Annotated in this window: 10 protein-coding genes; 6 read left to right on the top strand and 4 right to left on the bottom strand. The window is 69.0% G+C overall.

Features of this window, described 5'->3' with window-relative positions:
- The first annotated feature begins 69 nt into the window (after positions 1-69).
- Entirely contained in the window at positions 70-4,608 is a 4,539-nt protein-coding gene (locus tag AB0J74_RS38115; RefSeq protein ID WP_363457937.1) for a CHAT domain-containing protein, read from the top strand.
- Between the two features lie 118 nt (positions 4,609-4,726).
- On the opposite strand, the gene AB0J74_RS38110 is transcribed toward AB0J74_RS38115, so the two are convergent.
- Positions 4,727-5,308 (bottom strand): dihydrofolate reductase family protein, encoded by a 582-nt coding sequence (locus AB0J74_RS38110; protein WP_363457934.1) that lies wholly within the window; start codon positions 5,306-5,308, stop codon positions 4,727-4,729.
- A 66-nt stretch (positions 5,309-5,374) separates the two neighbouring features.
- Positions 5,375-6,214 carry a helix-turn-helix domain-containing protein gene (locus AB0J74_RS38105; protein ID WP_363457931.1) on the bottom strand — a complete coding sequence of 280 codons (840 nt, stop codon included), beginning with the start codon at positions 6,212-6,214 and terminating at the stop codon, positions 5,375-5,377.
- 193 nt (positions 6,215-6,407) lie between these two features.
- On the opposite strand from AB0J74_RS38105, the gene AB0J74_RS38100 reads away from it, so the two are divergent.
- Both AB0J74_RS38100 and AB0J74_RS38095 read left to right on the top strand, forming a co-directional pair.
- Positions 6,408-7,796 (top strand): protein kinase, encoded by a 1,389-nt coding sequence (locus AB0J74_RS38100; protein ID WP_363457929.1) that lies wholly within the window; start codon positions 6,408-6,410, stop codon positions 7,794-7,796.
- Between the two features lie 377 nt (positions 7,797-8,173).
- Positions 8,174-8,638, top strand: coding sequence for a YcxB family protein (locus tag AB0J74_RS38095; protein ID WP_363457926.1), 465 nt, complete (start codon positions 8,174-8,176; stop codon positions 8,636-8,638).
- 138 nt (positions 8,639-8,776) lie between these two features.
- On the opposite strand, the gene AB0J74_RS38090 is transcribed toward AB0J74_RS38095, so the two are convergent.
- On the bottom strand, positions 8,777-9,247 hold the full coding sequence (locus AB0J74_RS38090) for a hypothetical protein (RefSeq protein WP_363457924.1): 471 nt from the start codon (positions 9,245-9,247) through the stop codon (positions 8,777-8,779).
- A gap of 106 nt (positions 9,248-9,353) precedes the next feature.
- Here AB0J74_RS38090 and AB0J74_RS38085 point away from each other — a divergent pair, with 106 nt between their 5' ends.
- From AB0J74_RS38085 to AB0J74_RS38075, 3 genes are read left to right on the top strand one after another with little or no spacing between them, the layout of a single operon-like run.
- Entirely contained in the window at positions 9,354-10,328 is a 975-nt protein-coding gene (locus AB0J74_RS38085; protein ID WP_363457921.1) for an ABC transporter ATP-binding protein, read from the top strand.
- Complete coding sequence (locus tag AB0J74_RS38080) at positions 10,325-11,680, top strand: ABC transporter permease (RefSeq protein ID WP_363457918.1); 1,356 nt, start codon at positions 10,325-10,327, stop codon at positions 11,678-11,680. The genes AB0J74_RS38085 and AB0J74_RS38080 overlap by 4 nt, the downstream gene beginning before the upstream one ends.
- Before the next feature lie 4 nt (positions 11,681-11,684).
- Positions 11,685-14,468 (top strand): alkaline phosphatase family protein, encoded by a 2,784-nt coding sequence (locus tag AB0J74_RS38075; protein WP_363457915.1) that lies wholly within the window; start codon positions 11,685-11,687, stop codon positions 14,466-14,468.
- A gap of 92 nt (positions 14,469-14,560) precedes the next feature.
- Here AB0J74_RS38075 and AB0J74_RS38070 read toward each other — a convergent pair whose 3' ends face one another.
- On the bottom strand, positions 14,561-16,207 hold the full coding sequence (locus AB0J74_RS38070; protein ID WP_363457912.1) for an NB-ARC domain-containing protein: 1,647 nt from the start codon (positions 16,205-16,207) through the stop codon (positions 14,561-14,563).
- Between the last annotated feature and the right edge of the window lie 607 nt (positions 16,208-16,814).

Below are 16,814 nucleotides of genomic sequence, written 5' to 3'. Positions count from 1 at the left end.
TACCGATATGGAGATCGGTTACCGGTTGTTTAGAGTGGGCTGTCTGTCGGGCTCGGGTGGGGGCACGAAGTGGATGTTGCGTCGTCGGCTGTTCGGCGGAGTCGCCCTGTACGGGTCTTTATTTCGTACGCGCACGAGTCTGACGAGCACGTCGAGGCGGTCCGCCAATTGTGGATCATGTTGCGGACCAAAGCCGGCGTCGATGCAGTCCTCGATATCGCGGAGTCGGCCCGGCGGACGGACTGGCCGTTATGGATGCAGCGTGAAGCGACCGCTGCGGACTTCGTGGTGGTGGTGGCGTCGCCGGCCTACAAACGGAGGAGCGAGCCTGACGCGGCTGCTGATGATGGTCGGGGCGTGCAGTTCGAAGCCGCGTTGATGCGAGAGCTGATCTACACCGACCGCCAGGCATGGATGCCTCGGGTGTTACCGGTCCTCCTGGCCGGACGTTCCGCCGATGACCTCCCGTTGTGGCTGGGGCCTCGCACGCTGTCCACCTATCGGGTGGACAGCATGTCGGTGGAGGGCGCGGAGTCGTTGATCCGGACGATTCTGAACCGGCCGGCGCACGTAGCGCCCGATCTCGGGTCGGAGCCGGATTTGCCGATGCTGACCGGCCCGGCCACGCTGCCGGACGCTGGAACAGCGGCGTCCGGTGCGGTCGGGCTGCGTTCCGAGGTGCGAATCGAGGTCAACTGGCGAGATGGTCAGCTGCGCTCCCGTACGACGCTCGCCGGCGCGACCGCAGAGCGGACGAGCCGGCTACCGCTCGGCGTGGTGGAAGCGTGGGTGGCGCTACCTCTCGACGGTGCTGCGACCGCGGAGCGTCTCGCGGAGGCTGGCCGGCGCCTGACCGATGCGATCTTCGGCGAAGCTGGGCTCGCCGATCTGGCGGCCGTGGTGGACGGGTCAGGGTTCGGATCGGCGGTCGACGTCGCCGTGATCGCCGACGATCTCACCGCCTCGTTGCCGTTCGAGCTGCTCCAACTTCCCGGCGGCCGCCCGCTCGTCCTAGCACCGGGGGTGACGGTCACCCGACGGCTCGCCGACGCGATGCGGTCGTCCACGCCGTCGCTGCCGGGGCCATTGAAGATCCTCGCAGCGATTGCTGCACCGTTCGAGACCCGAACGAAGAACGCCCCGCTCGATGTCGAAGCGGAAATGCAGGCGATCCTCGACGCGGTCGCCGGTGTGGAGGGCAGCCAGCGGGCGCAAGTCACGATTCTCGAGGTCGGCAGCCTGGAGCAGATCGAGAAAGCCTTGAACGAGGCTCAGTACCACGTGCTGCACCTGTCCGCGCACGGATCGCCTACCAGCGTGGAGTTGGAGAATGAGGACGGCGACCCGGTCCAGGTCGACGCCGACGAACTCGTCGACACGCTGGGACGCACCAGCCGGCCGCTCCCCCTGATCGTCCTGTCCGCGTGCGCCGGCGCCGCCCAAGCGAATGGCCTGGCCGCGACCTTGGTCCGCCGCGGCGCAGACCGGGTCATCGCCATGCTCAGCGCGGTGACCGATGACTACGCCACCGAGTTGGCCGCGGCCCTCTACGAGACCTTGGCGGGTAAGGCCAAGATTTCGGTGGCCGCGGCGCTGGCGCATGCGCGACGCAGCGTCGAGGCCCGCTACACGCGGGCCGCACGCGCGGGCGGTCGGGTTCGCCAACCTGAATACGGGATCGCGACCCTGCTAGCCGCAGGCGACGATCCCCCGTTGATCGACACTGCCGCCGAAGAGGCGCCGCTCGCCGAACCAACTCTTCCGCCGCCCGGTGGCGCCGTACGCGAACTGCCGCTGGGGTACCTCATCGGCCGCCGCCCCGAGCTGCGCACCGTCCTATCTGTGCTGCGCGGCACACCGGCGGCGACTGACCGGTTCGGTGCGACTGCGGGCGTGGTGATCACCGGCATTGGTGGAATCGGCAAGACCGCGCTCGCCGGACGCGCGATCTCCCGGATCCGCCGACAAGGTTGGCTCGTCGTCGTCCAAGAGGGCCGATTCAACCCACCACACCTGTTCGCCGAGACCGCGAAGGGCATCAGTCACGTTCCGCAGCTAGTCGACGTGGCCGCGACGCTCGCCGGGCCCGGGGACGACGCGGTAAAGCTGAAGATCGTCGAAGGGCTGCTAGCGCAAGCCCGCCTCCTGCTGGTCTTCGACGACTTCGAACAGAACCTCACCGACGGCTGCGCCACATTCCGCGACGACACCTTCCAAGAGATATTCAGCGGACTGTGCAGGGCCGCCAACCGCGGCCGCCTTCTGATCACCAGCCGCTACCCGATGCCCGACGACACCTTCCTCGCCAACGTCCACCTACCCGGGCTGACCGTCAATGAGCTGCGACGCCTGTTCACCCGACTCCCCGCCTTGCGCACCATCCCGTCCGACGACCAACAGCTCGTCATGGCCACCATCGGCGGTCACCCCCGCCTGATCGAGTTCGTCGATGCTCTCCTGCGGGACGGACGCAGCAATCTGCGACCCGTCACCGGCAAACTCCGCGAACTGGCCAAACAGCACGGGCTGTCCGTCACCGGTCACCGCACGCCCATCGGCGCCACCACCCAGGCGATGCTGCTCGGCAGCCGAGACATCCTCCTTGACCAACTCCTCGACCTACTCACCGCTGCCCAACACGACCTGCTGCTTCAAGCAGCCATCTCCACCGCATCACTGGACGCCACCGATCTCGCCCTAGCCGTACACGGCAGCGACATCACCCTCGACCGGCAACGCGCCACCGTCGCGGACGCCCGCCGCCTCACCAATCTGACCCTGCTGTCCCCCGCACCCTCCGGTCGGGTCACCGTCCACCCATGGCTCCGCGACGCCCTACAGTCCCACCAAGGCGATCAGCGATCCCACCGGCACGAACGCGCCCTCGACATGCACCTGCGTCGGCTCAAGACCGGCGGAGGGACCTACGACGACCTCGCCGAAGCCTGCCGCCACCTCGCCGCCCTCCAGCGATACGAGGAACTCACCGGCCTCGCGATCAGCGCTGCTCAATCAGGCATCGGCGCGGCCGCCATCGCCGCCCTTCTCGCCGAGACCGTCGCGGCCATCCCGACAATCCACCGCGGCCATTCGTTGCTGCTCGAGCGTGAGGCGATGGCGCTGTTCGCCACGGGCCACACACGAGCGGGAGCCGAGCGACTCCACCGCAACCACGTGCTGATCGTCGAAAGAGGCGACGCCGACCCCGACAGCGTGGAAGCCCAACGCGACCTGTCCGTCTCTCACAACAGACTCGGCGACCTGGCCATCGCCCTCGGCGACACCCGCACCGCCACCACCCACTACCAAACTGCCCTGATCACTCGACAACGGCTCGCCGACGCCGACCCCGACAACGCCGTGGCGCTACGCGACCTGTCGGTCTCCCACGAGAAGCTCGGGGGCCTGGCGGTCGCCGTCGGCGACACCGGCACCGCCACCACCCACTACCAAACCGCCCTGGCAATCGCCCAACGGCTCGCTGATGCCGACCGTGGCAATGCCCAAGCCCAACGCGACCTGTCCGTCTCCCACAACCGACTCGGGGACCTGGCCATCGCCGTCGGCGACACCCGCACCGCCACCATCCACCACCAAGCCGACCTGAGCATCACTCAACGTCTCGCCGACGCCGATCCCGACAACGCCCAAGCCCAGCGCGACCTATCCATCTCCCACAACCGACTCGGCGACCTGGCCATGGCCCTGGGCGACACCCGAGCCGCCACCACTCACCACCGAGCCGCCTTGGCAATCGCCCAACGTCTCGCCGACGCCGATCCCGACAACGCCCAAGCCCAGCGCGACCTATCCATCTCCCACGAGAAGCTCGGGAACCTGGCCAACGCCGTCGGCGACACCCCCACCGCTACCGCCCACTACCAAACCACCCTGATCATCCGGCAACGCCTGGCCGACGCCGATCCCGGCAACGCGCAAGCCCAGCGGGACCTGTCCGTTTCCCACGAGAAGCTTGGGAACGTGGCCATCGCCGTCGGCGACACCCGCACCGCCGCCACCCACTACCAAGCCACCCTGACCATCCGACAACGTCTCGCCGACGCCGGACCCGGCAATGCCCAAGCGCAACGCGACCTGTCCGTCTCCCACAACCGACTCGGCGACCTGGCCATCGCCGTCGGCGACACCCGCACCGCCACCACCCACTACCGAACCGACCTGGCCATCGCCCAACGGCTCGCTGACGCCGACCCCGACAACGCCCAAGCCCAAGGTGACCTGTCCATCTCCCACGAGAAGCTCGGGAACCTGGCCAACGCCGTCGACGACACCCCCACCGCCACCACCCACTACCAAACCACCCTGACCATCCGGCAGCGCCTGGCCGACGCCGACCCCGGCAACGCCCAAGCCCAACGTGACCTGTCCATCTCCCACGAGAAACTCGGGAACCTGGCCCACGCCCTGGGCGACACCCCCGTGGCCACCACCCACTACCGAGCCGCCCTAAGCATCCGGCATCGCCTTGCCGACGCCGACCCGGACAACGCCCAACTACGTCGAGAGCTGGACGCGGTTCGAGAAAAGTTCAACGAGTCGAAGTCGGGCTCCATCCGAACCGAACCCGAACCGTCTCCACAGCCCTGACCAACAGGCGTCCGTCGCTTAGACGTCAAGGGCGAACCGTTGCGTCAGCGTCTCTAACGTGAACCGGTTGCGGAGCTTGCACGCGGAGTGCTGAAGGTCGCGTACCCGCTCAGATCCGTCAACGGCGCACTCGATAGCGCAGGTGAAGCACCCGGTTGCCCTGAAGTACGACGTCCGGGTCCTCCAACAGGTGCTGCGCGTGGACCGATCCGAAGTAGCGCTTGCCGGACCCGAACACGACGGGTACGACGTCCATGCGCACCTCGTCGATCAGGCCCGCGGCGAGCACCTGGCCACCGACGTCACCAGCGGCGACCTCGACGATGCGGTCACCCGCGAGCTCCTGCGCCCTGGCCATGGCTGCCTCAACGCCGTCTACGAAGTGAAACGGCGCCTCGGGGTCCCAGCCCTCGGGCGCCGGCCGGTGCGTCACGACGACCACGTGGTCGATCCCGCCGGGAGGCTTCCCGTCCCAGCCGTCCGTCATGTCGAAGACGTGGCGGCCGACGACCGTGACCCCGATCTGGTCCCAGTACGGCCGGGTGTAGTCGTAAGACGTCTGCGACACCTTCACAGCGCCGCTCTCGTCCAACGGGACGTCACCGCTGGCCAACCATTCGAACAGCGGTCCGGGCATGTCATTCTCGTCCGCGACGAAGCCGTCCACCGACACCGAGCTGTACATGACCACCTTGCCCACGGGACTCTCCTCTGCTTTGGGGTGCCCCGAAATTAGCGTGTCGTGAGCTGTCGCTCTTGTAGGAAATCAATCGGCTGGCAGCGGCCAGCCGTCCAGCACATGGCCGGGATGTTCGCGCAGGAACCGCCGCCGGATTTCGACGTACCGGGTCGGCGTGAGCCCGGTGAACGCCCGGAACTCGTGGCCGAAGTGGGCCTGGTCGAAGTAGCCCGCGCCACCGGCGAGGTCGCCCCAGTCGATCGGTCCGGCGGGGTCGATCGCGAACACGGTCGCGGCAAAGCGGTAGGTGCGGGCCAGCCGCTTCGGCGTGACGCCGACGAGCTCCTTGAACCGCTGTGTCAGATGGGTACTGCTGACGCCGGCTGCCAGGCTCAGGTCGCCGATCGCCACCCCGCCGCTGGTCGCCGCGATGACGCTGCTCGTATGGCGGACCAGCCCCAGGCCGGCGGTCTCGCACAGCCGTCGCATCAGCTCCTCCTCGAGCAGCGTCAGCATCTCGTGCGGTCCGTCCGCCGTGGCCAGCCGGTCTCGCAGCTCGGCAACGGCGGGCCGGCCCCAAACCTGCTCCACCGTCACCGGCCGGTCACACAGCTCGGCCGCGGGCATCTGCAGGAACGGCGCCAGCCCCCACGGCTTGATGTGCACGCCGACGGACCGGGTGGGGCGTGGGTAGCCGAACTCGAACGCGCGGGTGGGCGTGGTGACCACGCAGCCGTCGGCGTACTCGGCCGTCTCGATGTCGTTGCCGGCGCGGATGCGGAACGGCGCCCCGAGGTTGATGATGAGCAACGCCGCCGGCATCGGCGGCAACGTCAGCCGGGCGTACGGCGGCGCACCCTCCAGGTAGTAGAGGTCGTCGATCAGCCCGTCCAGCGGCGGTCGCGGCACTCTGGAGACGTACTCCACGCACACAGCATCGCCGACGCCCCGCCGGAATCGCGCGCCGGGATGGTCCAGCCCCGCTCCCGCGCGCTTGGCTATAGCGCCGCGCGGAGGCATTTCGTCACACCATTCGGTCCGGTTCAGCATTTCGGGCTAGAGAATCACGAAAGCATGCGTCTCCGCGCATGTCAGCCGGTCGGTCGGGTACCGGGAAACCATGTTCGACGCCGGGTTGCTCGTCAACGACCGCTACCGCCTCGAGGCCAGGATCGCCGCCGGCGGCATGGGTCAGGTGTGGCGCGCGACTGACACCGTCCTCGGCCGCACGGTCGCGCTCAAGCTTCTGCGCGAGCTGACTGACGAGACGGCGCGAGCTCGGTTCCGCAACGAGGCCCGGTCGATGGCGGCCCTGCTCCACCCGGGAGTTGCGGGCGTGTACGACTACGGCGAAACGGAGCTCCCGGACGGCAGGTCGGTCGCCTTCATCGTGATGGCCTGCGTCGAGGGCCAGCCACTGTCACGACGCATCGCCGAGGCTGGTCGCCTGAGCGCCGGGGAGGTCTGTTCGATCGTCGCCCAGGCGGCGCGCTCTCTACAGGCCGTGCACGACGCCGGCGTCGTACACCGCGACGTCAAGCCGGGCAACCTCATCGTCGAACCGGACGGCACCGTCGTCCTGATCGACTTCGGCGTCGCGGTCACCGCCGAGGTGGCCGGCCATACCCGGGCGGACGAGGTGGTCGGTACCGCGCTCTACATGGCGCCCGAACAGGTCGCCAAGGGAGAACTCACCCCGGCCACCGACGTGTACGCGCTAGGTGCCGTCGCCTACCACTGCCTGGCGGGACAGCCACCGTTCACCGGTGACAACGCCGTCGCCGTCGCGGTGCGCCACCTCCAGGACGAGCCGCCCGCCCTGCCGGAGGACGTGCCGGCCACCCTCCGTCACGTCGTAGCGACCGCGCTGGCCAAGGATCCCGCCCTGCGGTTTCCGACCGCGATCGACATGGCCGACGCTATCGAGAACTGCCTGGTCGGGGCGGCCACGACGGTCATCGAGGCACGGGCGGCCGTGCCCACGACAGAAGACCCGCTCCCGACACCACCGGGTCGCCGGAAGTGGCGCGCCGCAGGGGCACTTCTGGTCGGGACCGCCGCGCTGTTGGGTGTCCTGGCGCTGGCTGACCCGGCCAACCTCCTCCCGCTGCCAGGCGAACGGGCTCGGCCACCGGCGGCCACCAGCGACATCGGCCATACTGAAGACACAGATCCGGTCGGCGGCGGTGGCGGCGAGACGCAAAGCACCGGTGGCGATCGGGCAACCTCGCCTGCTCCTCCCGGGCTGACCCCGGCCGGCAATGGCACCGGCGGCCCCGCACCGGACGGTCGCGGCCCCGGCGACGGCGACGGCGTCGCTGCGGACGGCGACGATCCCGCCGAACCGGAGTCGACCCCGTCGCCCCAGGCATCGGCGCCGAGCGAGCCGACGGCACCGCCGACGTCCGATGACGACGAAACAAGTCCAGCAGATCCTGATCCCACCACTCCGGCCGATGATGACCCGCCGGATTCGGCCAGCTCACCATCCACGCAGCCGCACAACTAGTTATCCGCTTGCGCGGCATGCGTAACACCGGCGAGGTCGACGGCCTGGGCGTTCCGACACGACTGTCGTGTCCGGCGGGCTGCGCGACACGGGCGAGGTGAGCGCGATTCGGAGCCACGCCTGCCGCGCTGGCGAGCGCGTCCGCCTCGACCAGGTTGCCCGAACCTGCGTACCCGATCGGGGCTTGTCTCGATGCGCACGGAGGGCGCATCTTGACGCGTCGTGGGGGGGTCGAACCTGTGCAGGGCTTCATCGCGGGCCTGGTAGCCGCCCCCGTCGTGCGCAGGTGTGACGCCGCCTGTCCTCTTGTCGCTCCCAACGGTAGGGCTTCTGTCCTGCTGGCGCAGGAGGCGAGCTGACGACGCTGAAAGGACAACATGACGGTGCACATCGAGGGTCGTGCCGCGCTCGACTACCCGGCCTTCCGCCGTATGGTGCTGACTTCAGGAAGGCGACGGCTCCTGATCCTCAGCGGAGCCATGGTCCTTATGGGACTGGGTGCGTTGCTTATCAGCGTGCCGGCCGGCATCGTTGTGCTCGCGGGCGCCGTGGTCGCCCTCCCCCTGACCTTTGACCGGTCACTGCGCCGAACCTGGCGCCGGATGGCGGCGGGTGGCCCGGCTGTCGACCTCGCCTACGCGTTCACCGACGAAGGCGTGCGCATCACCCTGGGCGGAACCTCGACCCAGCACCGCTGGGAGGCGCTGCGGTCGCACCGCGCGACGCCCGACTACTGGTTGTTCGACTCGGTGCTTACTCGCAGGTCGATCGCGGTACCGCGGCGCGCCTTCAGCCCGGACGCCGTCGCGGAAGTGGACGCCGCGGTCGCCGCGATGCGTTAGCCAAGCGGAGGCAGCACCACGTGGGCGACCACCGGAATGACAAGGTCGCTCACCATTTCGGTGGCGGGTATCAAGCCAGGCCCTCGGTACACCGGCGCAGAGCGGCCGGGCTACGAACGACAGGCGTGCGTACTCGCGTCAGAGGCCTTGGCATTTTAGCCAGTCGACGGTGAAGTCGACGATTTCCCGCCAGCCGTGGTCGAAGACCAGCGAGTGGCCGCGGTCGGCGAACGATCGGTAGTCGGTGGTTGCGGTGGAACCCGCGTAAAGCTTGTACGGCCCGGGCGACCTTTTCGGGAACGGTATGGTCCTTGCCGCCGCCGGTGAGGCCTTGCTGAAGTAGAAGCCGTAGCGGAACTGCTTGCGGGTAAGCGACACCGACTTCCGCTTGTTGCTCGGGTTGGAGAGCACCGGCAGGCCCGAGCGGATCTGCGCGAATGGCACAGGCCTGACACCCTTGATCTGGCCCGGGTCGATCGCGATCGTGGCTGCGGTGTGTCCGCCGTCCAGCAACTTCTGCGCGACCATCTCCCGCGCGGTGAGCCAGCCGACATAGCCCGTGGTCCCGTACAGCACGATCCGGCCCAGCGTGGCCGAACGGGCGACCACGCCATCGGCCTGTCGGAGCGGGTTCGCCGAACGTTTGGATTGATGCCGTTCGGTCGCAAACCACGGTCCCTAGGTTGCTGTGCTGGCAACGAATCAAAGGGGACAGATGACTTCCACCCTGGCAGTCCGCGCTCGCGCTCTCGTGAAGCACTTCGGCGAGGTCGTGGCGTTGGACGGCGTCGACCTCGACGTCGCGGAGGGCCAGGTCCATGGCTTGGTCGGCCCGAATGGCGCGGGCAAGACGACCCTGCTCGGCCTGCTGCTGGGACTGGCGGTCGCCGACAGCGGCCGCCTCGAGGTGCTTGGCACGCCGGTCGGGCGGACGCTATCCGTACCCGAGGGTGTGGCGGGCTTTGTGGACGGACCCGGACTGTATCCCTCGCTCACCGCGCGGCAGAACCTCTCCGCCCTGGCCGCGCTGCGCGGCCAAGGGGCCGAGCGCGCCGCCGGCGTCGGCGCGGCGCTCGAGCAGGTCGGCCTCGCCGACGTCGCCGATGACCCGGTCCGCGGCTTCTCGCTCGGGATGCGCCAACGGCTCGGACTGGCTGCCGCGCTGCTCACCAAACCGCGACTGCTCGTCCTCGACGAGCCGGCCAACGGCCTGGACCCGGCGGGCAGGCACCATGTGCGTCGCGTGATCAGCGGGTTGGCCGCGGACGGCGTTGCGGTGGTGCTGTCCAGCCACCGGATGGACGACCTCGCCGTGCTCTGCTCCGAGGTCACCATCCTGGCCACCGGTCGGGTCGTCTTTTCCGGGCCCGTGAGCAAGCTCGCCGCGGAACGGGACACGCTGGACTACCGGCTGCTCACCTCGGACGTGGCGGCCGCTGAACGGGTGGCCGCGGAGACGCCCGGTCTCGACGTGCTGCGTGAGCGCGACCCCGGTGTCCGTTCGGACCCGGAAGCGCTGGTGGTCCGCGGGTCCGTGCCGGTCCTCGACGACCTGGTGGTGCGTTTGGTGCGCGGCGGCGTGGCCCTGCGCGAGTTCGCACCCGTCGTGCCGCCGTTGGAGGCCGCGTTCCTGGCCCTGACCGGGACCGGCCCGGGGGCCACGCAGACCGACCGGGAGGACGCACGATGACCACGACCCGCGCCGCGCCGCGCAGCGCCGCCCGGCCGGCGCCCGTGCGGAGCAGCTACCGGTTCGAGCTGGTCAAGATGCTCTCGCAATGGCGGATCCGGCTGTTGATCGTGGCGTGCTGGGTCGCGCCCGCGGTTTTCGTGGCGATCGTGAGCCAGCAGAGCTCGTTGCCCGCCGACACGGTCTTCGGCCGGCTGATGCACGGGACCGGCTGGGCGGGATCGCTGGTGGTGCTGGGCTTCGCCACCACCTGGGCGCTGCCGCTGCTGACCGCGCTGGTCGCCGGCGACATCTTCGCCGTCGAGGACCGGCTCGGAACGTGGCGCCATCTCCTCGTGGCGGTGCGCTCGCCGAGGCGGATCTTCGTGGCCAAGACGCTTGCGAGCGTCACCGTCATCCTCCTGCTCGTGACCGGACTGGCCGCCTCGGGCATCGCCGGCGGGCTGGTAGCCGTCGGCAACCGGCCGCTCGTCGGCCTCGACGGCCACCTACTGTCACCGGGAAACGCCGCCGGCACTGTCGTGCTCGCGTGGGTCTGCGCGGTGGCGCCGACGCTGGCGTTCGCCGCCGTCGGCCTGCTCGGGTCGGTGGCCCTGGGCCGCTCTCCGATGGGGCTGCTGCTGCCGGCGCTGCTCGCGTTCGCCCTGCAACTCACCGAGTTCCTCCCGCTGCCGGTGGCCGTCCGGCTGGCCCTGCCAAGCCACGCATTCCTCGCCTGGCGCGGCCTGTTCACGAGCCCGGCACAGGCCGGACCGCTGCTCGTCGGTCTGGCGGTGAGTCTCTTGTGGGCGGTTGTCGCCACGGCGCTGGCCTACCGGCTGTTCCTCCGCCGTGACTTCACCGATCTGGCGTACGAAGGGTCGGGCCGGCGCGTCCTCGGCGCGGCACTGCTGCCCCTGGTCGCCGTGGTCGCGCTCACCGCAGGTGTGCTGGTCGGCGCGACCCCGCACACCGGCTCGGGGATCGAGCAGCGGAAGCTGCAGGACTCGCTCGCCACCTCGTTCGCCCACCTGTACCGGCTGCAGACCGCACAGCTTCACCGCCCTGACGTCACCGAGGCGGAGCTGGGCGCCACCGCGTCGTGCGACAAGGGCGGCTCCCCTGTCCTCGACGAGGGACCGGGCAACGACTGGCGGTGTGTCGTGTCCTGGCACCTGCCCGGCGCGACTGCCGTCGGCAGCGCCATCTACCAGCTCGACGTGACCGCGGACGGGCGGTACGTCGCCGACGGAGACGGGCCGAAGGAGGTCAACGGCTACTTCCAGGTGCGCACCCCGGACGGGGACGCGCCCAATCCCTTGTGGCAGTTCGACGGGAACGTCGACCTGCTGCACAGCGCGGAGAAGGACTAACTTCATGCAAGTCACGCGCCAGCGCGTCACAAAAGCCAAGCATGGTCTCTTCGGCGGGCCGACCGGTCGCCGGATCCGTGTCATCGTGTCCGCCACCGCCGCCGTGCTCGTCGCCGGCGGGGGCGTCGCCTACGGCTCCACAGCGGTGTTCGGCACGAATCAGGTCGGCCAGACCACCAAGGCCGGGCTGCAACTGCCTAGCGACCAGGTCATCAAGCCGATCGGTGAGCGCCTCCTGGTCGACAACGGCAAGCTGCTCGCCTCGACGATCAGCCCGGACGGCCGCTTCCTCGCGGCACTCACCAACGACCGCTCCATCGCTCTGACCATCGTCGACCTGAAGAACTACAAGGTGCTGCAGCAGGCCGGGACGGCCGCCACTGCCGGCGTGCGCATCGCCAACAACAACGTCGGGCAGGAAGGGCCGGCCTATTCACCGGACGGCCGGACCCTCTGGCTGCCGCAGATCGACGGCTTCAACCGCTTCCCGGTCAACGCCGATGGCACCCTCGGCACGCCGGTGTTCGCGACGATCGCGGCGCAGGGCGCGAAGAAGGCGCTGCCGGCGCAGGCCGTCTTCACCGCTGACGGCAGGACCGTGTACGCCGCCGTCAACGGCCAGAACCGCGTCGTGGCGATGGACGCCGCGACCGGCGCGATCCAGCAGAGTTGGAGCGTTGGTACCGCGCCGCGCGGTCTCGCGCTGGTCGGCAAGAAGCTCTACGTCAGCAACGAGGGCGGGCGGGCAGCCAAGCCCGGCGAGACGACGATGAACTCGTACGGAACGCAGGTGCCCGCCAACCCGGTCACGGGTGCCACGACGACCGGCACCGTGAGCGTGATCGACGTCAGCGACCCGACGGCCGCGGTCGGCTCGATCGACGTCGGTCTGCACCCGACCGCGCTGCACGCCGCGCGTGGCGCTCTGTTCGTCACCGACACGTTCGACGACCAGGTTTCGGTCATCGACACGTCCCGCGACAAGGTCGTACAGACGATCGCCACCCGGCCGTGGCCGCAGTCGTCGGTCGGGTACGCACCGAACGGCGTGACGCTGACCAACGACGGCCATCTGCTGGTCACTCTCGGCCGCGCGAACGCGATCGCGGTCTACCGGTTCACCAAGCCCCAGGAACCGGTCAGCTACGTCGGCCTGCTTCCCACGGACTACTACCCGGAGGAGGTGACCACCGTCGGTGACGAGGTGATCGTCACCAACACCCGCGGCATCGGCGAGCGCGGGCCGACACGCACCATCAGCAAGGGTCCCGGCACCAACCCCGCCACCGGGCACAACACCCACGACTCGACCGGATCGCTGCTGCGCTTCCACCTGCCGGCCGACCAGGTGACCGCCAAGTCCACGGCGACCGTCTTCGCGCAGAACGGCTGGGGCAACAACGACGTCAAGCTGGCCAACGGCAAGCGTGCCAAGCCCGTGCCGATCCCCAAGCGCCTCGGTGACCCGTCGACCATCAAGCACGTCTTCCTGGTGGTCAAGGAGAACCGCTCGTACGACCAGATGTTCGGTGACGACCTCCGCGGCAATGGCGACCCGTCGCTGGCCCAGTTCGGTGAGCAGGTCACCCCGAACCAGCACGCTCTCGCGCGCCAGTTCGGTCTCTACGACAACACCTACGACATCGGCACGAACTCCGCCGAGGGCCACAACTGGCTGATGCAGGCGGACAACCCCGAGTACACGGAGTCGAGCGCGGGCCTCTACCAGCGCAGCTACGACACCGAAGACGACGCGCTGGGTCACCAGCGCTCCGGTTTCCTCTGGACCGGTGCCCAGGCCGCCGGCAACACCGCGCGGAACTTCGGTGAGTTCACGCAATTCGAGACCGTCCCCGCGGGCGCGACCTGGCAGAACTTCTATTGCGACGCCCGGAACATGGCGGCGACCGGTCAGGACACCACGATCAAGACCGACACGCAGTCGCCGATTCCGTCGCTGAACGCGATCACGGTGCACTCCTATCCCAAGTACGACCTCAACATCCCGGACATCTACCGGTACGAGATCTGGAAGCGTGATTTCGACGCCAATGGTCCGGCCAATCTGAACATGTTCTGGCTCTCCAGCGACCACACCGGTGGTCCGCCGAACGCGGTGGCCCAGGTCGCCGACAACGACGTGGCCGTCGGCAAGATCGTCGACACCATCTCGCACAGCAAGTACTGGAAGGACTCCGCGATCTTCGTGATCGAGGACGACACCCAGGACGGCGTCGACCACGTCGACGGCGCGCGTGGCCCGGTGCAGATCATCAGTCCGTGGGCTCAGCACGGCACGGTCGACAGCACCTACTACACGCAGATCACCATGATCCGCACCATCGAGCAGATCCTTGGGGTCCAGCCGATGAACCAGAAGGACAGCGCCGCCACCCCGATGAGCCGGGCGTTCACCAACAAGCCCGACTTCACGCCGTTCACGGCGCTGCCGAACCAGGTGCCGCTGACGCAGGGCCTGGCCACTGCGCCGGCCTGCGGCAATGACACCCCGCCCGGGTTGGACGCCGCGACTCTTCGGGCGCGGACCGAGGCGTCGACCGTGCCGGCAGAGATGCGGCAGACCGTTGACGCGTGGACGGCCTGGCAGCACAAGCAGCAGTTGACGGGTCCGAACGCGATCCCGGACTACGCCAACCCGGTGGTCATGGGCCACTTCACCTGGTACCAGGCACACAACTGGCGCGCTCCGTACCCGGGTGAGGACAAGATCCTGACTCCGGACCAGGTGCCCGACAGCTATCTGCCGGCGCCGGAAAGCGACGGGTGACCGTTCCACACCGCACACACGACGGCCCGCTCGGGGATTCCCTGGCGGGCCGTCGTTGCCATGCCCGAGGGCGTCGACGCCGAAGCTCGGCTTCAGCGATGGGTCGAGGTTTCGGCGGGGCTGTAAAGATCAGCCTGCAAGTTCTGCGTTTTCGTCACGACGGCCTCGTGGCCGCCCTCACAGAGTCGCCGCACACGTTCGACCAGGGCACTCAGCGTAGCGGCAGATTCGTGCAATCCGGCGCCGTCGGAGACCTCCACGAGGTAGCTGAGGAACTCCCGCTCGGCGACGAACCAGTCGCGTGGTCGGCGGGCCACCAGCTCCGACGGCCGCTCCGGGCAGCGCGGCTCGGTTGACTGGGTTTCCTGCTTCGTGAGCGCGGCCTCTCGGAGGCGTTCGTACGCGACCCCGGAAAGAAAAAGCGTGGCCTCGAGCAGACGGCCGAGCGCCGCCCGCACCTTCGTCGGGGAGACGGTGGCGTGTCGCTCCCGCGCGAGAAGGGCCACCACTTCATGGAATCGGTAGCGGGGTTGGGTCACGACGTCCAGCCCAGCCGGCTCCAGCAGACGGGCGTCGAGCAGCTCTTGAAGGACTGTGGCGCCGGACGGGCGGTCCAGGTCGAGCAGTACGCTCGACACCCATTCCGGGAATGTGCTGACCCGCAGGCCACCGAGCAAGGCGAAGCCCAATCCGGCCAGCGGGGTCAGGTTCCGGTACGCCTGCTCCAGCGGCGATCGCAGCGCGAGGTCGCCGTGACGGAACTCGTCCAACCGGTGGCGTTCGTCGGCCATCTGGCCCAGTAGGCCCCCGGTCCCCCAGTCCGGGCGAGCCGCCAGGCGGGCACCGAGCACCCGGATCGCCAGGGGATGTCCACCGCACATGCGTACCAGGCTGACGGCCGCCTGCCTGCCCTCCGCGATCCGCCGTTGTCCAGCGATCCGGCCGAGCAGCCGAAGTGCGTCCGGTTCCGGCAACGACTGCAGATCGACCGTCGCCGTGACGGGTAGCCCCGTCAGCGGCAGGCGACTCGTCACTAGGACGGCCGACCGTCCGGCGGTCAGCAGCGGCGAGACCTGCGCATATCCGGAGGCGTCGTCGAGGACGAGGAGAATCCGGCGGTCGGCGAGGGCGGTCCGGAACGCCGCCTGCTGCCACGCGCGGTCGCCGTGTCCGGGTCCCTGTTCCCCGGTAACCGTGCGCAGCAGGTGGCTCAAGGCGTCGCTCGGGTCGACGGGACTTGGACCGGAGCCGCCGAGCGGCACGTAGAGCAGGCCATCGGGGTACCAGGCGGCGACCCGGTGAGCGAGGTGGACGGCTAGCACCGTTTTGCCCATCCCGGGTGCGCCGGAGATCGAAACCACCGTGCCGCCGCCGGCGGCGGGGGCGAGGGCCACGCTGAGGGCCGCCAGCTCCTCGTCATAACCGACGAAGTCGGGCAGATCAGCGGGTAGCTGACGCGGGCCGGTCTCGCCGGGTGTCGAAGGCGGTGCGTGACCCACCGGATCGGAGCGCGCGGACCAACGCCGGGTTTCGCCGGCCTCGACGAACGCGGACCGGGCCTCATCGGCCAGGTCGAGCGCGTCGGCCAGGTGCTCCAACGTCTTCTGTCGTGGGCTGCGCTGTCCTCGCTCCATCTCGACGATCGAGCGGCTGCTGACGCCGGACCGTGCGGCGAGTGTTTCCTGCGTCATCCGCCGTTCGATGCGATATGTCCGGAGCAAGGTTCCGAAACTGGGCACGACAGTCCGTATCTCCCATTGATGGAGACAAAAGTATAGCTGATCTCCGATCGGACGTTCCGAACGTCGGGGCTGTGATGACCCGCATGCTCGGCACCGACTAGGTGACCTGCTACTGCTCCGGACCGTGGTTTCAGGCTGCCCCCGCGTCGCCCATTAGCTACGCGCCGAGCTCGACCGCAGGCGCCAACGAGGCCCTGTCCGCGAGCGTCGCCCGCTTCGTCCGGCCGCGTAGCCTCGATGATCAGGCGTTCTCAGACCGGCTCCAGGTCGCCCGCCTCCAGCGACGTCAACGGCCCAGGAATGCTCGTCGACAGTGCGCTTGGTTGCGCGCAGACGCTGATCTTCGTCGCTGGCTCTGCCGGGACACTTATGTCGCTGAGTCTGCGTACGGTGAGCGGTCGGTCGTGCCGCGGCTACGGGGCGGGTTGCCGGCGGCGGGCGACGTGATGGTGGTCAGGCGAGTCGGGGCGAACCCGATCGTGGGGTCCCGGTGTTCGCCGGGACCCCACGCGGTGTCACCAGTTGCCGAGGACGAGGCGGCCGGCGACGGGGTTGAGGTTGTAGGGGCCGGAGGTGTACCAGCGGCCGAGGCTGGACAGGCCGG

This window comes from Asanoa sp. NPDC049573, assembly GCF_040676615.1.
Taxonomy (GTDB): Bacteria; Actinomycetota; Actinomycetes; order Mycobacteriales; family Micromonosporaceae; genus Asanoa.
The sequence above is the reverse complement of the archived record's forward strand: the minus strand, read 5'-3'. Positions and strand labels throughout refer to the sequence as shown.

Bases quoted from the DNA above. Each gene is read 5' to 3' on its own strand.
- AB0J74_RS38100 (WP_363457929.1), top strand. From the start codon at position 6,408: ATGTTCGACGCCGGGTTGCTCGTCAACGACCGCTACCGCCTCGAGGCC.
- AB0J74_RS38095 (WP_363457926.1), top strand. From the start codon at position 8,174: ATGACGGTGCACATCGAGGGTCGTGCCGCGCTCGACTACCCGGCCTTC.
- AB0J74_RS38085 (WP_363457921.1), top strand. From the start codon at position 9,354: ATGACTTCCACCCTGGCAGTCCGCGCTCGCGCTCTCGTGAAGCACTTC.
- AB0J74_RS38080 (WP_363457918.1), top strand. From the start codon at position 10,325: ATGACCACGACCCGCGCCGCGCCGCGCAGCGCCGCCCGGCCGGCGCCC.
- AB0J74_RS38075 (WP_363457915.1), top strand. From the start codon at position 11,685: ATGCAAGTCACGCGCCAGCGCGTCACAAAAGCCAAGCATGGTCTCTTC.